General features: G+C 44.8%; 13 protein-coding genes and 1 pseudogene. 9 read left to right on the top strand and 5 right to left on the bottom strand.

Features of this window, described 5'->3' with window-relative positions; translation table 11 throughout:
* Positions 1-6 precede the first annotated feature (6 nt).
* Both HPS54_RS07125 and rpsA read left to right on the top strand, forming a co-directional pair.
* Positions 7-2871 (top strand): PD-(D/E)XK nuclease family protein, encoded by a 2865-nt coding sequence (locus HPS54_RS07125; protein WP_172344767.1) that lies wholly within the window; start codon positions 7-9, stop codon positions 2869-2871.
* A 338-nt stretch (positions 2872-3209) separates the two neighbouring features.
* Positions 3210-4985: a 30S ribosomal protein S1 gene (rpsA, locus tag HPS54_RS07120; RefSeq protein ID WP_172344766.1), complete on the top strand. Its 1776-nt coding sequence runs from the start codon at positions 3210-3212 to the stop codon at positions 4983-4985.
* A 1027-nt stretch (positions 4986-6012) separates the two neighbouring features.
* Here the strand turns inward: rpsA and HPS54_RS07115 are convergent.
* From HPS54_RS07115 to HPS54_RS07095, 5 genes are all read right to left on the bottom strand, one after another.
* Positions 6013-6648, bottom strand: a complete 636-nt coding sequence (locus HPS54_RS07115) for an ABC transporter substrate-binding protein (protein WP_172344765.1) — start codon at positions 6646-6648, stop codon at positions 6013-6015.
* Positions 6648-7373: a DUF5932 domain-containing protein gene (locus HPS54_RS07110; RefSeq protein ID WP_172344764.1), complete on the bottom strand. Its 726-nt coding sequence runs from the start codon at positions 7371-7373 to the stop codon at positions 6648-6650. Before HPS54_RS07110 ends, HPS54_RS07115 begins: the two co-directional genes overlap by 1 nt.
* A 12-nt stretch (positions 7374-7385) precedes the next feature.
* Positions 7386-10850, bottom strand: coding sequence for an ATP-binding protein (locus tag HPS54_RS07105; protein ID WP_172344763.1), 3465 nt, complete (start codon positions 10848-10850; stop codon positions 7386-7388).
* A gap of 19 nt (positions 10851-10869) precedes the next feature.
* Positions 10870-11538: a bifunctional 4-hydroxy-2-oxoglutarate aldolase/2-dehydro-3-deoxy-phosphogluconate aldolase gene (locus HPS54_RS07100; protein ID WP_172344762.1), complete on the bottom strand. Its 669-nt coding sequence runs from the start codon at positions 11536-11538 to the stop codon at positions 10870-10872.
* Positions 11539-11627: 89 nt separating this feature from the next.
* Positions 11628-12650 (bottom strand): sugar kinase, encoded by a 1023-nt coding sequence (locus HPS54_RS07095; RefSeq protein WP_172344761.1) that lies wholly within the window; start codon positions 12648-12650, stop codon positions 11628-11630.
* Positions 12651-12881: 231 nt separating this feature from the next.
* Between HPS54_RS07095 and HPS54_RS07090 the strand changes: the two genes are divergently transcribed.
* The 7 genes and pseudogenes from HPS54_RS07090 to HPS54_RS07060 all read left to right on the top strand — a co-directional run bounded on the left by HPS54_RS07090 (position 12882) and on the right by HPS54_RS07060 (position 21018).
* Positions 12882-13946 (top strand): LacI family DNA-binding transcriptional regulator, encoded by a 1065-nt coding sequence (locus HPS54_RS07090; RefSeq protein WP_172344760.1) that lies wholly within the window; start codon positions 12882-12884, stop codon positions 13944-13946.
* Between the two features lie 18 nt (positions 13947-13964).
* Positions 13965-15461: a UxaA family hydrolase gene (locus HPS54_RS07085; RefSeq protein WP_172344759.1), complete on the top strand. Its 1497-nt coding sequence runs from the start codon at positions 13965-13967 to the stop codon at positions 15459-15461.
* 91 nt (positions 15462-15552) lie between these two features.
* The gene (locus tag HPS54_RS07080; RefSeq protein ID WP_172344771.1) at positions 15553-16836 is read left to right on the top strand and encodes a Na+/H+ antiporter NhaC family protein; all 1284 of its coding nucleotides are present in this window, start codon (positions 15553-15555) and stop codon (positions 16834-16836) included.
* 4 nt (positions 16837-16840) lie between these two features.
* Positions 16841-17668, top strand: a complete 828-nt coding sequence (locus HPS54_RS07075) for a hypothetical protein (protein ID WP_172344758.1) — start codon at positions 16841-16843, stop codon at positions 17666-17668.
* A gap of 115 nt (positions 17669-17783) precedes the next feature.
* On the top strand, positions 17784-18455 hold the full coding sequence (locus tag HPS54_RS07070) for a glycoside hydrolase family 25 protein (protein WP_253951961.1): 672 nt from the start codon (positions 17784-17786) through the stop codon (positions 18453-18455).
* Between the two features lie 16 nt (positions 18456-18471).
* Entirely contained in the window at positions 18472-19872 is a 1401-nt protein-coding gene (gene mnmE, locus HPS54_RS07065; protein ID WP_172344756.1) for a tRNA uridine-5-carboxymethylaminomethyl(34) synthesis GTPase MnmE, read from the top strand.
* A 247-nt stretch (positions 19873-20119) separates the two neighbouring features.
* Positions 20120-21018 (top strand): annotated as a pseudogene (locus HPS54_RS07060) (helix-turn-helix domain-containing protein).
* Positions 21019-21077 lie beyond the last annotated feature (59 nt).

The raw sequence follows: 21077 nt of genomic DNA, 5'->3' as shown, positions 1-21077 counted from the left end.
TTGAATATGAAGACATTCCTTGATTACGTTGCAGAAGACATCATAAAGAAATACGGCTATGACCTGTCGCACATGGCGGTTGTTTTTCCCAACAAGCGTGCATCGTTGTTCCTTAGCGACAGTCTGACAAGGACAGCACGCCGCCCTTTGTGGTCTCCGGCATATCTCACCATCAGCGAAATGTTCAGGCGGCACTCGTCACTTGAGGTCGGCGACCGTATAAAACTTATATGCGACCTGCATAAAAGCTTCATACGATGCACCGGCATAGACGAGACTCTCGACCATTTCTATGGCTGGGGCGAACTGTTGCTTGCCGATTTTGACGACATAGACAAGAACATGGCAGACGCCGGACATGTGTTTTCCAACCTTAAAAACATGCACCGGCTTGACGACATATCATATCTTACGCCCGAGCAGAAGGCTACGTTGCAAAAGTTTTTCAGCAACTTTTCCGAAGATCAGGACACTATATTGAAGCAAAGGTTCATGCAGTTGTGGAGCAACATCGGCAACATATACGACGATTACAGGGAAAGACTCAGAAAGCAGAACATTGCATACGAGGGCATGCTTTACCGTGATGTGGCGTCCGACGACACCATAGAATACAAATATGACACGTATCTGTTTGTAGGATTCAATGTGGTTCAGAAAGTGGAACGGAAGATTTTCGACCGTCTGCAGGAACAGGACAAGGCACGTTTCTATTGGGATTTCGATAAGTATTACATGCCTTCGGGCGGGAAAGACGCCGTAAATGAAGCCGGGCATTACATTTCCGGATATCTGAAGTATTATCCGAACGAACTTGACAGTACAAGCACGGATATATACGACAATATGTCAAAGCGCAAGAACATTGTATATATCAATTCCGGAACGGACAGCATTCAGGCAAGATATATAAGCAGCTGGCTACGTGAAAACGGCAGAACCGGTGCCGGACAGCGCACCGCAGTAGTGTTGTGCAATGAAAACATGTTGCAGACAGTGGTGCACTGTCTGCCCGAAGAAGCCGGAAATGTCAACGTTACGGCAGGCTTTCCGCTGTCGCAGTCGCCTCTGTCATCTCTTGTCTTACGCCTTTCGTCGCTGTATCTCAACGGATACAATGCCGGCAGACGGCAGTTCAAGAGGCGTTATGTCATGCCTGTGATAACCCACCCCTACTCCCGTTTCATCTCCACAAGGTGCAAAGAGCTTAAAGACATGCTCTATGCCGACCGCGGACACAGTCTTGCGGCAGACGAATTGTCGCTCGACAATGGACTGTCGCTTGTATTCGGAATTGAAAAAAACAGTGGTATCGTGAGTTGGCTGACAGACATCGTGGCTGAGATTGCACGCAATGCCAAAGACGGCGACGCGTTTTTCCAGGAGTCGGTATTTTGCATACACACGCTTCTTGTAAGGATCAACGGACTTATATCATCGGGTGACCTGATAGCGGACAACATAACACTGCAGCGACTGATACTGCAACTCATATCCACAACAAGCATTCCGTTCCACGGAGAGCCGGTTGTGAACACCCAGATAATGGGAGTTCTCGAAACAAGAAACCTCGATTTCGACCATATCCTTGTCCTTTCGTGCAACGAGGGGCACATGCCCAAAAGTCTCGGCGACTCGTCTTTCATCCCCTACTCTATCCGCAAGGCATACGGACTTACCACCATAGACAATAAAGTGGCTATATATTCATATTATTTTCACCGGATGCTGCAGCGTGCAAATGACATAACCCTTGTCTACAACAGTTCGACAGACGACGGACAGACCGGAGAGATGAGCCGTTTCATGATGCAACTCATGGTGGAAAGCGGATATGCGATAGAACGCAGGACGCTACATACGGAGAAAGACCGTAATATCATGACTCCCCGGTGCATAGAAAAAACACCAGAAGTTATGGACCGTCTGATGAACATAGGGTATCTCTCGCCAACCGCAATGAACAATTACAGGCGGTGTCCGCTGCGCTTCTATTATAATAATGTGGCAAAGATAAAAGAGCCGGACAACATCGACGACGACATAGACAACAGGATATTCGGCAATATATTCCACCTTGCATCAGAACTGATATACAGACAGATAATGCAACCCGACGGTTTGGTGAAGTCAACGGATATAGAACGGGTGCTTAAAGACCGTAAACTTATAGAGACAACCGTTGATACAGCATTCAGACAAGAGTTCTTCAAGACTTCGGACAGCACTCTGCGGGCGGTGGAATACAACGGACTGCAACTCATAAACAGGGAAGTGATAATACGATATATAAGGCGTCTGCTCGAGATAGACAAAACTCTCGCCCCCTTTACGATAATATGTCTGGAAGGCGATGTGTTTGAAGATGTTGCTTTCGATACGGGTGAAACCCGGCACACCGTAAAGATAGGCGGACGTATAGACCGTCTCGACATGATAACGGACAGTGAAACGGGACAGCAACGTATACGTGTGATAGACTATAAGACGGGAGGAAGCGGCATAACAAGGAAACCTTGCAGCGTGGAAGAGGTGTTCGACCCGTCGCTGTTGAGGGAAAAGCATACCGACTACTACTTTCAGGCGATGCTCTACTCTGCGCTTGTACGCAACAATGTGCATTACAACCATAACGGTCTCGGCGTAAGTCCGGCGCTGCTTTTCATACAACACACCCGGAAAGACGGCTATGACCCTACCCTTCTGTTTGGAAAAGAGAAGATAACGGACATAAAAGAATATGATGACGAGTTCCGCTTCAATCTTATTGCATTGATAAAAGACATATATAATAATGAACACGACTTTGAACCGACAGCCGACAGGAGCAACTGTGACATCTGTCCCTACCGGCAACTGTGTGGCAGTTAGGATGTTACCTTTTGCATTCTGAAAGGTGGCATTTCGCCTTTTAAAACACGGCATATTGAGTTGCAAAACACGACCTTTCGCAAGTCAATATGTCGTGTTTCGTTTTTATATATGCCGAATACAGTGTTAAAAAAGATAAAAACAGTTCTATATACATGTATATCAATGACTTTTTGAACAAAACTTAACGCCGTTAAAATTAAATATTGTATCTTTGCACCCGATTTCGCATTGCTGTGGCATATTGCCATGTATGTAATACAACGGAATATATGCCGGCAGTGCAAGTGTTTATTAACATAAAGTCTAACTTTATTAATTATTAATTTTTTTATTTTATGTCAGATTTTAAAAACGTACAGCCGTTGGCAGACTTCAACTGGGAAGAATTTGAGAACGGAACCCATGTGGATGTCAGCAAAGAAGAACTTCAGAAGGCTTATGACGAGACTCTTAACAAGGTGAGCGAGCACCAGGTTGTAGAGGGAACCGTTATCTCTGTAGACAAGAAAGAGGTAATCGTAAACATCGGTTACAAGAGCGACGGTATCATTTCTGCAAGCGAATTCCGTTACAATCCTGAACTGAAAGTAGGCGACGTTGTTGAAGTTTATGTTGAGAATCAGGAAGATAAGAAAGGACAGCTTCTTCTTTCTCACAAGAAAGCACGTCTCAGCAAGAGCTGGGAGCGTGTCAATGCAGCCCTTGACAACGAAGAGATTATCCAGGGTTACATCAAGTGCCGTACAAAGGGCGGTATGATTGTAGACGTATTCGGCATCGAGGCATTCTTGCCCGGCAGCCAGATAGACGTACATCCTATCCGTGACTACGATGTATTCGTAGGTAAGACAATGGAATTCAAGGTTGTCAAGATCAATCAGGAGTTCCGTAACGTAGTCGTTTCGCACAAGGCTCTTATCGAAGCTGAGCTTGAAGCACAGAAGAAAGAGATTATCAGCAAGCTCGAGAAAGGTCAGATTCTTGAGGGAACTGTTAAGAATATCACATCTTACGGAGTGTTCGTTGACCTTGGCGGTGTAGACGGACTCATCCATATCACCGACCTTTCATGGGGACGTGTAAGCGATCCGCATGAGGTTGTAAACCTTGACGAGAAGATAAACGTTGTAATTCTCGACTTCGATGACGAGAAGAAGCGCATCGCACTCGGTCTCAAGCAGCTCACACCGCACCCATGGGATGCACTCGATGCAGACCTTAAGGTCGGCGACCATGTAAAGGGTAAGGTTGTTGTTATCACTGACTACGGCGCATTCGTAGAGATAGCAACAGGCGTAGAGGGACTTATCCACGTTTCAGAGATGAGCTGGAGCCAGCATCTGCGCAGTGCACAGGAATTTATGCACGTAGGTGACGAGGTTGAAGCAGTTATCCTTACACTCGACCGCGAAGAGCGCAAGATGTCTCTCGGCATCAAACAGCTTAAGGAAGACCCGTGGGAGACAATCGAGGTTAAGTATCCGGTTGGCAGCAAGCACACTGCAAAGGTACGCAACTTCACTAACTTCGGTATCTTCGTTGAGCTTGAAGAGGGCGTAGACGGTCTTATACACATCAGCGACCTGTCTTGGACAAAGAAGGTAAAGCATCCTTCTGAATTTACACAGGTAGGTGCAGAGATCGACGTTGTCGTACTTGAAATAGACAAAGAGAACCGTCGTCTCAGCCTTGGACACAAGCAGCTTGAGGACAACCCATGGGATACATACGAGACACTGTACACACAGGGTTCTGTACACATGGGTAAAATTACCGAGATAATGGACAAGGGCGCTGTTATATCACTGAATGAAGGCGGCGAAGGCTTCGCTACTCCGAAGCACCTTGTTAAAGAAGACGGTTCGCAGGCACAGCTTGGCGAGGAACTCGAGTTCAAGGTAATAGAGTTTGTAAAGGAGACAAAGCGCATCATTCTGTCACACAGCCGTACATTCGAGGATGTGAAGGAAGAGCCGAAGAAAGCTCCTCGCGCAAAGAAAGCCGGTAAGAAAGAAGATGCACCTGTAATCAACAACGTTGCCGCAAGCACAACACTTGGTGACCTGGGTGCTCTTGCCGAACTGAAAGCCAAGATGGAAAAGGGTGAATAATCACCTGTTTCCCATAGGTATACGAAAGAGATACATATAGTAAATCTCATAAGTACCAATCGGGGACAGCATTTTGCTGCCCCCGATTTTTTGTATATTAATGTGAGTTTAATGTCTCTACTCACAATAAATATAGAATTTTGACTCACTCTCTTTGTTGCATCCACGCGGATAAAATAAACAATACAAACGTTTTTATGATACAACTACGCTATCAATATGTAAACCATTTCATCGAAAACAATATCAAATTGTCATCGGAAAAACATCAGATTATTTTGTCAAACGAGATGTTAAAAAGTTCTTAAAGACTACTTTTGTCATTGAAAATGTTGCAGAAAACGTCTGAAATATGCCTTTTTCCATGCAAAAATGGCATACTTTGGGGGATAAAACACATAGCTTTAGCACCCGTAACCCATAGCTTTACGACCCGAAATGGGCAACTTTACATCCGAAACATGCCGATAACAGGATAAAAACATGCCGTTTTATTGCACATAAAACGCAAATTCGACATAAAACATTGATATAAAGCGACTTGCGACAGCACACGCATACGTGCGGATTTTGCGGCAAACAATTCTAAAAATTCAAGAGGCTGCCTTATTCAGGCGTTATGAAAATTCATAAAGAAAGCGAAATGCCGCAAATCATAGCATTATGACTTACGGCATGAAGACAGGGATATGCCGTGGTGTATCACAATAGGATATATCATATATGCGAGTTCGGGATAACGAACATCCGAACATATCCATCATGTAGGGACACATTTTTCACTTCGTTCAACAACACGTCTTGTATCTGTCCGCACGCCTCACCGAGGCGTTCAGACAAGAAACAATTGTTTTTCAATACAAATATTTTGTTGTCTCTTCTCTTTTATCAGTGTGCATGCAGCAAAGAACGCCTCTATGAGGCGTGCGGACAGATACAAGACGTGTTGTTGAACGAAGTGAAAAATGTGTCCCTACCATGAGGAGAACACGACTGAAACTATTGTTTCTTATCCCGAACTTACGTATCATAGTGGAAAGTCGGGAAAGACAAAGAGCAGCGAAAAATACAGTTGGGCACCCAATATGTATATCAGCCACAACGGCAAAGTGTATGAAATGCCGGAGGTAAGCATGCTGAAAACATCCTCCGCCGTCTTCTGCATTCCGCTTATTGTGCCGAAAGTGACCGCAAACAGCGAAAGACAGAATGCCGTTACGGGTATGATACTGTTGCTGAAACTGCTTGGAAACAGGTTTCCCGTAACACTTAGAAGTATGGCATGAGGTATTCCTGCAAGCAGGAACATCACCGCCACACATGCAACAAACTCAAAAAGGACAAGCGACAGTGCAAGCCGTTTGCTGTATGGCAGCCTGTTCTTGCCGAGACACTCGCGCAGGGCATGCGGCATCTTGCTGTCCCGAAGTGCCCCGTAGGCAACGGAACCCACAAGAAGCCACACAAGAACGGGCGTCTGCATGTTGTCCGTAAAGTTGCCGAGAAACCAGCGTATGCCCTCGGAACTCAGAAGAGAGCGCACCGAAAGCTCCGGAAAAGCTGCCGCAAGTATCCACGACAGCAGCACCAGCAAAATCTGCAGTGTGCACAGAAGCAGTGCGCTTCCTACCTTAATATGCCTTAAAACACCGTTGTTTGTCATCAGTCTTCATCGGGATGTAGGTTGTCGATGTCAAGTATATGCAGTTCGATGGCACGCACTACAAGACGCGTTGCATTGATGCCGGCTCCACCTTTGCCGTGTGGAAAGAGTTTCTGGATAAGTTCGTTCTGCCGCTTTTCAAGGCTTTTCACACCGAAAGGCATCCCGCGCAGGTTTGTAATCTGCTCTTTTGTGTATCCGAGAGCCATGTGGCGCAGAAAGCGTTCGTCATATTCGTCTATCTCATAGTCAACGAGAGCCTCCTGCCTTATCAGTGCACTGTCGATGTTCTTTTTAAAGCGTTGCACTATTTTCTCCAATATAGGCTGGTTGAAAACCATTCTCTTGCCGGACATTACACTGGCAACATCCTCGCGTGTGAGCATCTCTCCACTTTTCAGAATGATGCCGTCGCAACCGGCATCGAGCACATCCACCCACAGTTTCTCGTTGAGTATCTCGCCCGTAAATATCAGTATCTTTATGCCTGGATAAAGCTCTTTTGTCTGTCTGCATATCTCTACGCCTATTGTAGTAGAGCCTCCGAGACCGAGGTCGAGCAACACAAGCTCGGGCAACTGCCGTTTCATCGCCGCCCAATATGCCTTTTCGCTGTCGGCAGTGGCTATTATCTCCGCCTCGGGGATGTCGTTGCGCAGAATGCCCTCCGTGCCTTTAAGCTCGAGGGGTACGTCCTCTACAATTATTACTTTAAATGTTTCCATCACTTGTCTTTTTTATTTAAACTCTCTGTTATCGCGTGCCATTACTATTCTCAATACTATACCGCCGCCGGGAGCAGGCTCTGCCACGATACCGCAGCCGCTCAGATTTGTCGTCTCACTGTTGTTGCGCACAATCTGCCGGCATATCAGAAACGGAATGTTGGCTGTCGAAGGCGTGAAAAGCGCCTTACACTGCTCTTCGGTCATATCGTGCGAAGGCAGAAAGACATCAAGTTCAACATATTTGTCGCCCTTTGCCGACGCTGTGATGTCAATTTTCTTGTTCTCTTCCAGCCTGCTCAGTATCTCGAGCATATACTCAAACAGTATCTTGTCACCCTTTATCTTCAGATCGGTGGCGGCATATTCGTCAAGAGAAATGCTATTGCATACGTTCTGTACGTCTCTTATCTGGAGCATTGTCTGTGTACTAAGTATCACATACAGTTCCTTGTAGTATAGCAGCAGTTCGCGTATAGTGTTGAGATTGGCGTCGCGTTCTTCCGTCAACACCTGTATGCGCGCCGGATAATACATCGTCTCGTGTTTGAGAGTGCTCAGACAATTGTCAAGAATGTTGTTGCTTACATAAATCTTGTCATTCTCAAAACAGATTTTTTTAAGGTCGTCCTTTGCCAGTTCTATGTCCGCTTTCTTCCGTTCGCTTTCGTCTATAAATGCCCGGAGTGTCTGTTTTATCTCCCCGACAATGCTGCGAAGCTCGGGCGGATACTTGTCTTCGTCGAGCTGTGACATAAGCTTTTTCTTTTCATCAAGAACAGTATCGGCAATAAGGATGTCGTTTATTCTCCTCACCTTGTCAACACACGAACGTGAATATATTACATTCCGGTAATACATGAAATAATATGCCGTGATGATAATCAGCAACAGGATGATAAGAATTATTATGGCAATATTCTTGTTCGTCTCAGCCCGTTGCATTATACGGCAGTATTCGGCAAGGTTTCTGTCCGTAGAAACTTCTTTGTACAGTTGCGTATACACCTTGTTATTATAGTAATATAGCTGCCAGTCGTGCAGGGCAAGTGCCGCAACGGCACACTCGTCGCGCAGACTCAGTATTATTCCGTAGTCTACATCCACCTTGTCGTGGAACCATTTCAGTTCGCCGGCGTTTGAAGGCACGCCGTCTATGAGCATCATGCGGTGCTTTCCACCGGGATTTACAGTCTCGTAATATCGGTTAAGGCAATATATGGCCGAGTCGGCAAAGGCTATTGTCTTGTGATATCTGCCATGTAGATTGGAACTGTATGCCGAGTCGGCATAAACTTCCGCATGTTTAAGAATACTTGAGCGGGTATCCCGGGAGGCAAACGTATGGCATGGCATGGAAAACAGAAGGGAAATGAGTGCGATAATGCAACGGACAATGCCTTTGGGCAGCCTGAAATAGAAGCGGCTCCCTTTGCCTTGCGTGCTCTCCACATCTATCTTACATACCCTGAATATGCTGCTTGCCTTGCGATACTGTTCTATTATGCCGCGGCAGTTTACCAGTCCGAAACCGTGTCCGTCGGATATTTTACGTGAAAAGATACTGTCGAGCTGTTCTTTCGAAAGCCCTGTCCCCGTGTCTTTTACCGATATTTCTACATAATCATCGTGTGTCTCTGATGCGATGGTTACCTCTCCTCCCGAGGGAGTGAACTTTCTTGCGTTGTCTGCCAGCGTGTTGAGCATGAAGAGTGTAAGCACCCTGTCTGCTTTCACTACATCATCGGTGTCTTCAACGATAAGTCTGATGCCCTTGATGCGGAAAGACATGCTGCCTTTTTTCAATATATCGAACAGGTCACTGACACGGAAACTTTCGACATGCAGGCTTACCTGTCCACGTCTCAACTGTATCCATTCGGTAAGGACATCGTTGTATTCTCCTATTTTTGAAGAAAGTTCCGATACATACTCATACCTTTCGCTGCGTATTGCAGGGTTTTCCGGTTGCGGAGCACACAGTTTCTCCACCTCGTTCACCATGCGGTCTATCAGAGGCATCACGCTGTTGGCAAGAAATATCTTTGCCTGGTTTTCAATGTTGCGTCTCTTGTTGTTTGAAAGACTTGCCTTGCTTACGCCATATTTCTCGTTTATAAGTTCGTACTCTTCATCAAGCCGCTCTATATACATGTCGCTGTTTGTCTTCCACTCGTGCAGTGGTTTCAGAAGTTCGTCAAGAGAAGCGGTTCTCTTCTTGCGTCTGTTGAGATAATAGAATACGGTAATGAGGATAAGAACGGTGACTATCAATATCACTATGCCGCCAATCATGATGTTCAGCACCGACAAATACTTGTCCAACTGTTCTGCACGCGCGTCCAACTGGCGGTCCTGGCGCGTCTGCTCCTGCAGGTCAAGATATATGTTTCTGTTTATGTCGCTGTTGCGTTTGTCGTCCATTGCCGAGTAGACAAGGCTCAGTTGCTCGCAGATACTCGCGACAAGGTCGGGGGCTTGCCGTATCGCCTTGTTGTAGTTCAGAGCGTTGTCGAGGCATATCAGTGACGACTTATAGTCGTTTACCGCCCAATAACATGACGCAAGTGTACGAAACGAACCGGCAGTCTGGTATACATCGCCAAAGGCAATGAACTGTTCCAACGACTTTTGTGCAAGGTAGCCGGCTATAAGACTGTCCGGCATATTGTCCGAATTTATTATGCCAAATGCAATGGCATTGTCTTTCAGCAACTTTTCTCTGCCATCTTCTATTACAAGTTTCTCGCTTATCGCCTGAAGAGAGTTTGCTTCCCAATATTTATAGCCGTATTGCCGGGCGAGAATATAGCATTTTATAAGCTGATCCAGCTCTTTCTGTCTTATTTCAAGATTGTTTTTCCCACTTAAAATACCGCCGCTTCCGATCTGGTACAGATAATTAAGATATTGTGCGGTGTCACGTTGAAGTTCCCAATCGGCGTCTATTCTGTCTATTGCCTTTGCCGACAGTCTGTCCAAACCGACATAATAATAATATGTAGATGCTACAATGGCTAACTCGGACTTTGCATAGACAAGGCGTCTGAGCTGATGTTCGGACAATTGTTCTTTCTCTTCATCTATACGGCGTATCCTGTTGGAAGCATGTTCTTTATAGTCATAGAATTCCTTGTTGCGCGACTCTCTTTGGCAAAGCCGCATGTATTGTACGTCTGCAACAAGCAGTTCTATCTGATTGTCAGAAAACGAAGCAATGCTGTCCAACAGTTTCTTGGCTTCCGAATAGTTCATCTGCACTATATATATATATGCAAGATTGTTGAAAGCCTCTGCCCTGCCGCAACTGTATCCGCCGGAAAGGGCAAGTGCCTTTTCCGCATAAAGCCGCGTACTGTCTATGTTGCGATAATGAAATGAATAGGAAATATCATTCAGCCTGTCCACCTCTCCCCTGTCGGACTGTGAAGAACAAGCCGAAAAAAAAAGGTTCCACAGGATAAGAAATGCTCCCATGAAACCTTTTATTGCATTATTAACCGCGTGCCTTGGCAATATAACCTAATGCTTCAACACACTTGTCTGTAATAGCCTGCCAGTTTTCGGCTGCTATAACATCTTTCGGGAACAGTTTTGAACCCATGCCGACACAATAAACGCCAGCCTTTACCCATGAGGTGAGATTTGCTTCGTCTGGCGAAACACCGCCTGTAACCATCAGTTTTGACCAAGGCATGGGAGCCATAAGACCTTTTACAAGGTTGGGACCGAGAACATCGCCGGGGAAAATCTTGCAAAGATCGCAGCCCGTTTCCTGTGCCGCACCTACTTCCGATATGCTTCCGCAACCAGGAGTGTAGGGAACAAGACGACGATTGCATATCTTTGAAATCTCAGGATTGAAAAGCGGACCTACAACAAAGCATGCACCGAGCTGAATATACAGAGCTGCCGTAGCGGGATCTACAACCGAACCTATGCCAAGTGCCAGTTCAGGACATTCTTTTGCTGCAAACTTTACAACTTCTTCAAATACTTCGTGTGCGAAATCGCCACGGTTTGTAAATTCAAAAGCGCGTACGCCACCGTCATAACAAGCTTTTACGACTTTCTTTGCCACCTCGGCGTCTTTGTGATAGAACACCGGAACCATTCCAGTCTGACCTATTTTAGCCAGAACTGCAACCTTATCAAATTTTGCCATTGTATATTATTATTGTTATATACTGTCATCAGGTTTGCGGATATTATATACTTTTATATCCGCAAACCTGAGAAAACAGAATTAGAATATTATCTCTGAACGCGACCGTTAGCATTTCCGCCTGCCAAAGACTCTACTTCAGCAACGCTTACAAGGTTGTAGTCGCCGTTGATAGTGTGCTTCAAAGCAGAAGCAGCCACTGCAAACTCGAGGGCTTCACCCTGTGTCGGCTTTGTAAGCAGACCGTGTATCAAACCGCCAGAGAACGAGTCACCGCCGCCTACACGGTCGATAATCGGATTGATCTCATAACGCTTGCTCTGGTAGAACTCTTTTCCGTCATAGATAAGAGCCTTCCAGCCGTTGAATGTAGCCGAGAAGCTTTCACGCAAAGTAGAAACAACATACTTGAAACCAAACTCTTCTTTCATCTGCTTGAATATGCCTTCATATCCGGCTGCGTCGGTCTGACCGCCCTCTACGTCTGCATCGGGCTTGAAGCCGAGGCAAAGTTCAGCATCCTCTTCATTGCCTATACAAACATCTACATACTTCATAAGCGGGCGCATGATAGAGATTGCTTTATCCGAAGTCCACAGTTTCTTGCGGAAGTTGAGGTCTACGGAAACAGTAACACCGTGACGCTTTGCAGCTTCGCAAGCAAGTCTGGTCAGTTCTGCAGCCTTGTCCGATACGGCAGGAGTAATTCCTGACCAATGGAACCAGTCTGCACCTTCCATAATGGCATCGAAATCGAAGTCAGAGGGGTCTGCATCTGATATGGAACTGTGGGCACGGTCGTATATAACCTTTGACGGACGCATCGAAGCACCGGTCTCTGCATAGTAAAGACCTACGCGCTCTCCGCCGCGTGCTATGAACTGTGTGTTGACTCCGTAACGGCGCAGTGAATTAACTGCAATCTGTCCGATCTCATGTTCAGGCAGTTTGCTTACGAAATAAGCGTCATGTCCGTAGTTGGCGCAGCTGATAGCCACGTTTGCCTCACCGCCACCGGGGATGATACGGAATGAATCTGTCTGAATGAAACGGTCGTTTCCGTTAGGAGAAAGGCGAAGCATTATTTCGCCTAATGTTACAACTTTTGCCATTGTCTTAATTGTTTTAATTAGAATTATTGATTGTTGTTTGTTTTTTCATTACGTTCACAAAATTAGTATTTTATTTGTAATCAAGCAAATAAATGAATGAAAAAAGGCGGTTTTATTAAAAAACATCTGCCTGTATTCGGGCAAATCAGTTTTTATTACTAATTTTGCATAACCATATATTATATCTTAAAACGTCCGTAACACATATTTTTAAGCGACAATCAAAAACAAATGAGCGGTAAAGTCAGAATAAAAGATATTGCAGAAAAGTCGGGGGTATCGGTCGGAACTGTAGACCGCATACTCCACAATCGCCCCAATGTTTCAAAGACTGCACGTGAGAAAGTAGAAAAAATACTGAAAGAAATTGATTATCAGCCCAACATGTATGCCAGTGCACTGGCTTATAACAAGTCGTATACATTCTATTGTATAATACCAAAGCACGAATCCGAGACATATTGGGAAGAGATTGAAGAAGGCGTTGCCAAAGCCTGTGAGTTGCGTCGCGATTTCCATATCGATGTAAAGATATTGTATTACAAGCGATACGACTACGATTCGTTCAGGAAAACGTTCACAGAGTGTCTGGAATGCAATCCGAACGGGGTGATAGTGGTGCCGAGCGGAACGGATATAACAAAAGAATTTACAGACAAGCTTCATGAACGGGAGATACCGTTCGTACTGCTCGATTCGTATATGGCAGAACTGAAGCCGCTGTCTTTTGTCGGTCAGGACTCTAAGAACAGCGGATATTTTGCTGCAAAAATACTCATGCTAATAGCTTCGCAGGAAAAGGAAATAATGCTGATGAAGCAGATGAAGGACGGCAAACTTGCCAGCAAGCAGCAGGAAAACAGGGAAATAGGTTTCAAAGAATATATGAGAAGCCATTTCCCTCATATCAAGATACTGGAGCTGGACCTGCCTTTGGATGAGGACAAGAATGAATACGACGGGATATTGGAAGAGTTTTTCAAACTGCATCCTGATGTGCACCATTGCATAACTCTGTGCTCAAAAGCACATATCGTAGGGGATTTCTTTCTAAGAAACAACAGTAAAGGCATGCAGATAATGGGATATGACATGGTGGAAAAGAATGCCAGATGCCTGCGGAAAGGCTCCATCTCGTTCCTTATAGCGCAGCATGCTTTCATGCAGGGCTTCTATTGCGTGGACACTTTATTTAAATATATCGTACTGCAGAAAGAGGTCGAGCCGCTTAACTATATGCCGATAGAACTGTTGACTAAAGAGAACGTGGACTTTTACAGAAGAACACAATTATAAATATTAAATGTAAATATCATGAATCAATCATCATTTATCAAAATCAATCCGGCAGACTCGGTTGTTGTCTGCCTGCGCCAACTGAACAAAGGCGAAACCATAAATGTGGACAATAAAGAGGTCTGCGTTCTACAGGACACACCGGCCGGTCACAAGATACTTATCAACGATACGAATAAGGGTGATAACATCATCAAATACGGTTATCCTATCGGTCATGCCATGGAGGATCTGAAAGCCGGAACATGGGTAAACGAAAACAATCTCAAGACAAATCTGTCAGGAACACTTTCGTATGAGTATAAGCCGGTGGATGAAAAACTGAACATAGAGAAGGTGCAGCGCACTTTCAAAGGCTATGTTCGCAAGAACGGCGAAGTGGGTATACGTAACGAAGTGTGGATTGTTCCGACTGTAGGATGCGTTAACGGTATAGCCGAACGCCTTGCCGAGTTGCTGACAAAAGAGACAAATCTGGAAGGAATAGATGCAGTACATGCCTGGCATCATAACTATGGGTGCTCACAGTTGAGCGAGGACCATGAGAATACACGCAAGGTTTTGCGTGACATGGTGCTTCATCCGAATGCTGGTGCAGTGCTTGTGTTGAGTCTCGGATGTGAGAACAACCAGCCGGACCAGTTCGAAAAACTTCTGGGAGACTATGACAAGGACAGAATAAAGTTCCTTATCACGCAGAATGTCAAGGGTGACGAGGTTGAAGAGGGTATGAAAATATTGCGCTCACTGTATGAGATAGCAAAGAAAGACGAGCGTACGGAGTGCCCGCTCAGCGAACTGCGCGTAGGATTGAAGTGTGGCGGTAGCGACGGTTTCAGCGGTATCACGGCAAATCCGCTTGTAGGTGAACTGTCGGACTTCATAGTTGCACAGGGCGGAACATCCATATTGACGGAAGTTCCTGAGATGTTCGGAGCCGAAACAATATTGATGAACCGTTGTGAAACTCCGGAATTGTTTGAGCAGACGGTAAAGCTTGTAAATGATTTCAAGGAATACTTCTTGAGCCATGGTGAGCCTGTAGGTGAAAATCCTTCACCCGGAAACAAGGCAGGCGGCATATCTACGCTTGAAGACAAGGCTCTTGGATGTACGCAGAAGTGCGGACGTGCTCCGGTAAGCGGCGTGCTTGGCTATGGCGACCGCCTGAAGACAAAGGGGCTTAACCTGTTGTCGGCACCGGGAAACGACCTCGTGGCATCAACGGCTCTTGCTTCTGCCGGCTGTCAGATTGTGCTGTTCACGACCGGACGTGGCACGCCTTTCGGCACATTCATACCTACAATGAAGATTTCTACCAATACAAATCTTTACAACAACAAGCCAAACTGGATTGACTTCAATGCAGGCGAACTTATAGAAGGCACCGACATGCCTGCGTTGTTGCAGAAGTTTGTAGACAAGATTATTGCCGTTGCAAACGGTGAAAAAACTTGTAATGAGAAAAACGGATATAGGGAAATATCCATTTTCAAGAACGGTGTGACGCTTTAAAACAGTCGTCCGTTCACTGTTATATTATCATATGCGGGGAGTTGATGCAAGAGTATTCTTCATCAACTCCCTTGCTAAAAGATGAACCGATATCATAATGAACAATAAAGGCATCATATCCTTATCGCCTCTGCTACTCTTTGTAGTGCTCTATCTGTCTGCATCTATCATTGCGGAAGATTTCTATAAAGTGCCTGTAGCAGTAATGTTCATAGCATCATCAGTATATGCCATTGCCCTGTCACGCGACATTCCGCTTAACAAGCGCATTGAAACGTTTTGCCGCGGTGCAGGCAACAAGGACATAATGATGATGATATGTATATTTATCTTTGCCGGAGCATTTGCCAACTCTGCCAAAGAGATGGGATGCATTGATGCCACGGTAAGTCTTGCACTTGATCTGCTTCCCGGCAACATGTTGTTTGCCGGACTGTTTGTCACGGCATGTTTCATATCATTATCAGTAGGAACAAGTGTGGGAACAATAGTTGCGCTCACACCGATAGCGACGGGAATTGCAACATCTACAGGTACGGACGTTGCATTTGTAGTGGCAATTATAGCCGGTGGTGCCTTCTTTGGGGACAACCTTTCGTTTATCTCCGACACAACTATCGTAGCGACAAGCACACAGGGATGCAAAATGAGTGATAAGTTTATAGTAAATTCTCTCATAACCATGCCTGTTGCAGTGGTTGTGCTCTGCATCTACATTGCCGAAGGCTGGGATCTGCAATCGACAATGACGACCGACAGCATACAGTATATAAAAGTTATACCCTATCTTTTTATCCTTGTCACCGCCGTATGCGGCATGAACGTGTTGGCAACGCTTATCATGGGTACGGTTATGACAGGAATTATAGGTCTTTGTTACGGGACATACGACCTGATATCGTGGTTGTCGGCAATAAATACCGGAATATGTGGTATGAGTGAACTTATAATAATAACCATGACAGCGGGCGGACTGCTGGAACTTATACGCAGAAACGGCGGCATTGAATATATAATAAAGGTGGCGACAAGGCGCATACGTCAGAAACGGGGAGCCGAACTTGTGATTGCGGCTCTTGTGAGTATGGTAAACATATGCACGGCAAACAACACCATTGCCATACTTACAGTGGGCGACATTGCAAAGAACATAGGCAACAGCCATGGCGTTGACAAACGCAAGTGTGCCAGTATACTGGACACGTTCTCGTGTTGCACACAAGGACTGCTGCCATACGGTGCGCAACTGTTGCTTGCAGCGACTTTGTCCGGGCTGTCTCCGTTGGCAATACTCGGATATATGTACTATCCGATGGCTTTGTTCGTAGCATCTACGGCTGCCATTCTCTTCAGATATCCACGAAAATACAGTTGACAAAATGGAGGTTATAAATAGAAATTTCTTCAGTCTTCTTTCTTGCGGGGCTTTCGGGTGCGATTGCAAAATCGAACCTATGTCGCAGTTCAAGTGGCAACAGACCATCGCCACAGCATATTTTCTCAGTGTGACTCCGTATCTTGCAAAGGGTATAATTACGCATGAAGAAGATCGCAATATGAATCTTACCGAGGATATGTTGGAATTGATGAGGCGTGAAGCAGACTCGGCAAACAATCGCATAACAATGATTTCGATGCATGTAAGGGACAAATATGTTATGCCACGTCTTGCCAATGCCATGAACAATCTGAAGTTGAAACATATTGTATATGGGGAATACCACAGTATAGATACATCGGTTGCAACATTGAACATGCTGGAGATAATAATAAAGAATATCAATAGCATGACAGGTGTTGGGATTGATATGTACAGTCTGATACAGCTCGGGCTTTTTTTGAGACAACAAGGGCAGAACGTAGACTTTGTCAAACTGGAGACTTGGTTGGGAAGACTTGGTATAAAAAAAATGGTAAACCTCATTGGAAACATGCTGATACTTTTCTTTGGCTTTGATGATGACGAGATACCCTTTGTACATGGTAAAGACAGCAAAGCGGTAATCTTGATGAATAGTTTCATGGATAAAGTGAAAGACACGGTAGGGGCACATCCGGTGGAGAACATGACAGAAATGGATAATGTACCGCGTCTGACGGTCGGGCGCGTATTTTCCGGTATTCGTTATTTCGGATACATGCCTGCGGAAACTGTATGCAGAACTGTGTCAGACTTTACAAAAAGGCTGTCTGAAATAGAAGAATAGTTGAGAAACAGCCGGATTTATTTTGCTGTCACTCTGTTTTATAGTATCTTTGCATTATATGAAAAAATATCACACCTATATATATATACTCCTATCCTTTATATATTATGTTTCCATGCCATGCCATATAGCCGCGCAGACAAATGGAGAAGATAGTTACATACAGTGCGAAGACACATGCAAGCACATACATGGCATTGACTTAAGTCATTATCAAGGCGAAGTGTTCTGGGAAACCGTAGGAGAAAACAGCAAAATGGCTTATGTATACCTTAAAGCCACAGAAGGGGGAACAAATATAGATCGTACATACAAACAGAATATTGAACTGGCACATCGTTACGGATTGAAAGTAGGATCATACCATTTCTTCCGTCCAAAGGCTGAACTCACACAGCAGCTTGAGAACTTTAAATCGCAGTGTCGTCCGGGGGATCAGGACCTTTTACCGATGATAGATATAGAAACAACAGGACGTCTTGGCACAGAAGAGTTCTGTGATTCTCTATTTAAGTTTCTTAAACTGGTGGAAGAGGCATATAAACAGAAGCCTCTTGTCTATACGTATACAAATTTCTACAACAAGCACCTTGCAGGAAAACTTGACGGATACAAACTCATGATTGCACAGTATTCGGCAACGGAACCCAAACTATCTGACAACCGCGATTATACAATGTGGCAGTATACTGCAAAGGGAAAGATAAACGGCATAAATACTTTTGTTGACAAGAGCAGATTTATGGGCAGGCATAGCATGCGGGAAATACGCTTCAGACACCATTGAAAACAGACAATCGACAATGAACAGCCAAGATACAATATGTGCAATAGCCACGGCAACCGGCGGTGCAATAGGTATAATACGAGTATCAGGTCCCGATGCTATAGCCATAACCGAAAGGATCTTTACACCGGCAGGCAATGGTACCCGTCCTCTCTCTGAGAGAAACCCCAATACAGTATGTTTTGGATATATAAAAAGAGAAAACGGTGAAGTGATAGACGAAGTTCTCGTAACCATATTCCGGGCTCCACATTCATACACAGGTGAAGACTCTGTCGAAATATCATGCCACGGGTCATCATATATTCTACAGCAGGTAATGCAAATGCTTATCGGTGCAGGATGTCGTAATGCTACGCCTGGCGAATATACACAACGTGCCTTTCTTAACGGAAAAATGGATCTGTGCCGGGCAGAGGCTGTTGCCGATCTTATCGCATCCACATCGGAAGCCGCACATCGGTTGGCAATGAACCAGATGCGTGGAGCTTTCAGCCGTGAACTTTCCATCCTGCGTGACAGGCTGTTACACCTCACATCACTATTGGAATTAGAGCTGGACTTCTCAGATCATGAAGAACTTGAGTTTGCCGACCGCACGGAACTTGCCGCAATATCATCACAGATAGAACGGTTTATCGCGCGTCTCATAAACTCTTTCAATCTCGGAAATGTTATAAAAAATGGAATACCTGTTGCCATTATCGGTGAAACAAATGCCGGTAAATCAACTCTTCTAAACGCTCTCGTGGGGGACGAACGTGCCATTGTCAGCGACATACACGGCACAACACGCGATGTAATAGAAGATACGGTAAACATAGACGGCATGACTTTTCGCTTCATTGACACTGCAGGCATACGTGATACATCGGATGTAATAGAAAATCTCGGCATAGAGCGCACATACGATAAAATACGCCGTGCAGAAATAGTACTGCTAATGGTGGACGCTACCGAATATGAATCTTCCCTCCGATCGCTTATAGACAAGGTGCATACCGCTTGTGAAAATAAAAAGCTTATAGTCGTATGCAACAAAATAGACTTGCGTCCTGACTTCAAACCTACTTTGCCGACTGCCCTACCCCCATCTTCCACATCACTGATTTCAATCTCTGCAAAGACTGGCACAAATATTGACACCTTGAAAAACCTTCTCATTTCACTTTCGGGCATCACCACTCTTTCCGATAATGATGTTATTGTAACCAATATCCGGCACCTTGAAGCCCTAACAAACGCTCAAACGGCAATACATCGTGTATGCGAAGGAATATCCACCGGTCTTTCTTCCGACCTCATAAGTCAAGACCTACGTCTCTGTCTATTCCATCTGTCTGAAATAACGGGCGGAGAAATCACAACAGATGAAGTTCTCGGAAATATATTTAAGAATTTCTGCGTGGGAAAGTAAGTGGTGATTACCAACGATTAGCATATATCATCAACGATTATTAAGGCGTTCATTTTGAGCGCCTTTCTTTTTAGCCTTATAAGTGATGGTTATCGTTTATAGGGCTTTTTCAGCTCATTTTTGTACCGCATTTGTTGCTCGCTTGTTAAAGCCTTGTTTCTCACCAGCAAGGTAGTAGAGATTTGAGACACAGTGAGACGTGGTGAGACGCACTGAAACAAAATTGGAGAAATAAACGGAGAAAAGAATGAGCAGCAACATCGAAATCAAGAAGAAATGCAAATGGTGTGGCAAATTTTCATAGCTCGCAAAACGACTACGAACTATTGTTCTCATAGGTGCAACAATGCAGCCTATAAAGAACGGATTAGGCAAGAGCGTATAGCGACTTATCAAAAAGAGTTCTCAATAAAGACGGAAAAACCATCTATTGAGGACAAGGAATTCTATACCCCACCTGAAGCAGCAAAACTCTTAAGGATTAGTCGAGCCAGTATTTATCGCTATATGGCAGATAACATCATAAAAGTAGTTCAATTCAAAGGTAAGACATTAGTCAGAAGAAAAGATATAGAGCTTCTGTTTGAAAATGCAGCGGAATACAAAAAGAGAGTACCCATTGAGAAAGCCCCTATCACCGACTTCTACACCACCGCAGAAGTCAAAGAGAAATATCATGTAAACGAGTCATGGATATTTGTGGTAGCCAAGAAGAACAACATCCCCCGAATTTTCAATCGTGGTAAGACCTACTGGAGCAAGAAACATATTGACGCTTACTTTGCCAAGAAAGCCCCGAATCCAGACATTACCGAATGGTACAGCTCCCAAGAAATGCAGGAGAAGTTCGGCATGACCCTATCTGCCATCTATTGTTTCGTTTCCAAGAATGCCATCCCCAAGAAGAAAGAGGGCATCATGGTGTACTATTCCAAGAAGCATGTGGATATAGCCAAAGGAATTGCCATACCAGAAGAACCGCAATATTATACGGTAGCCGAAGCGATGGAGAAGTTCAATCTCACCCGTGACCAACTCTATCATTATGCGAAGTATCATAATGTCCCAAAGGTCAAGAAGGGCAAATACACGCTTATCTCCAAGCCCGAACTAGATAAATTGCTTGAAGCCCCAAAGATTGAATAAGTTATTTATCGGTGAATATTGCCACCATTGAATCACCATATTCCTTTGCACCAAACAAA

This window comes from Xylanibacter caecicola (assembly GCF_013166515.1).
GTDB classification, from domain to species: Bacteria; Bacteroidota; Bacteroidia; order Bacteroidales; family Bacteroidaceae; genus Prevotella; species Prevotella caecicola.
This window is presented reverse-complemented; position numbering and strand designations above follow the sequence as displayed.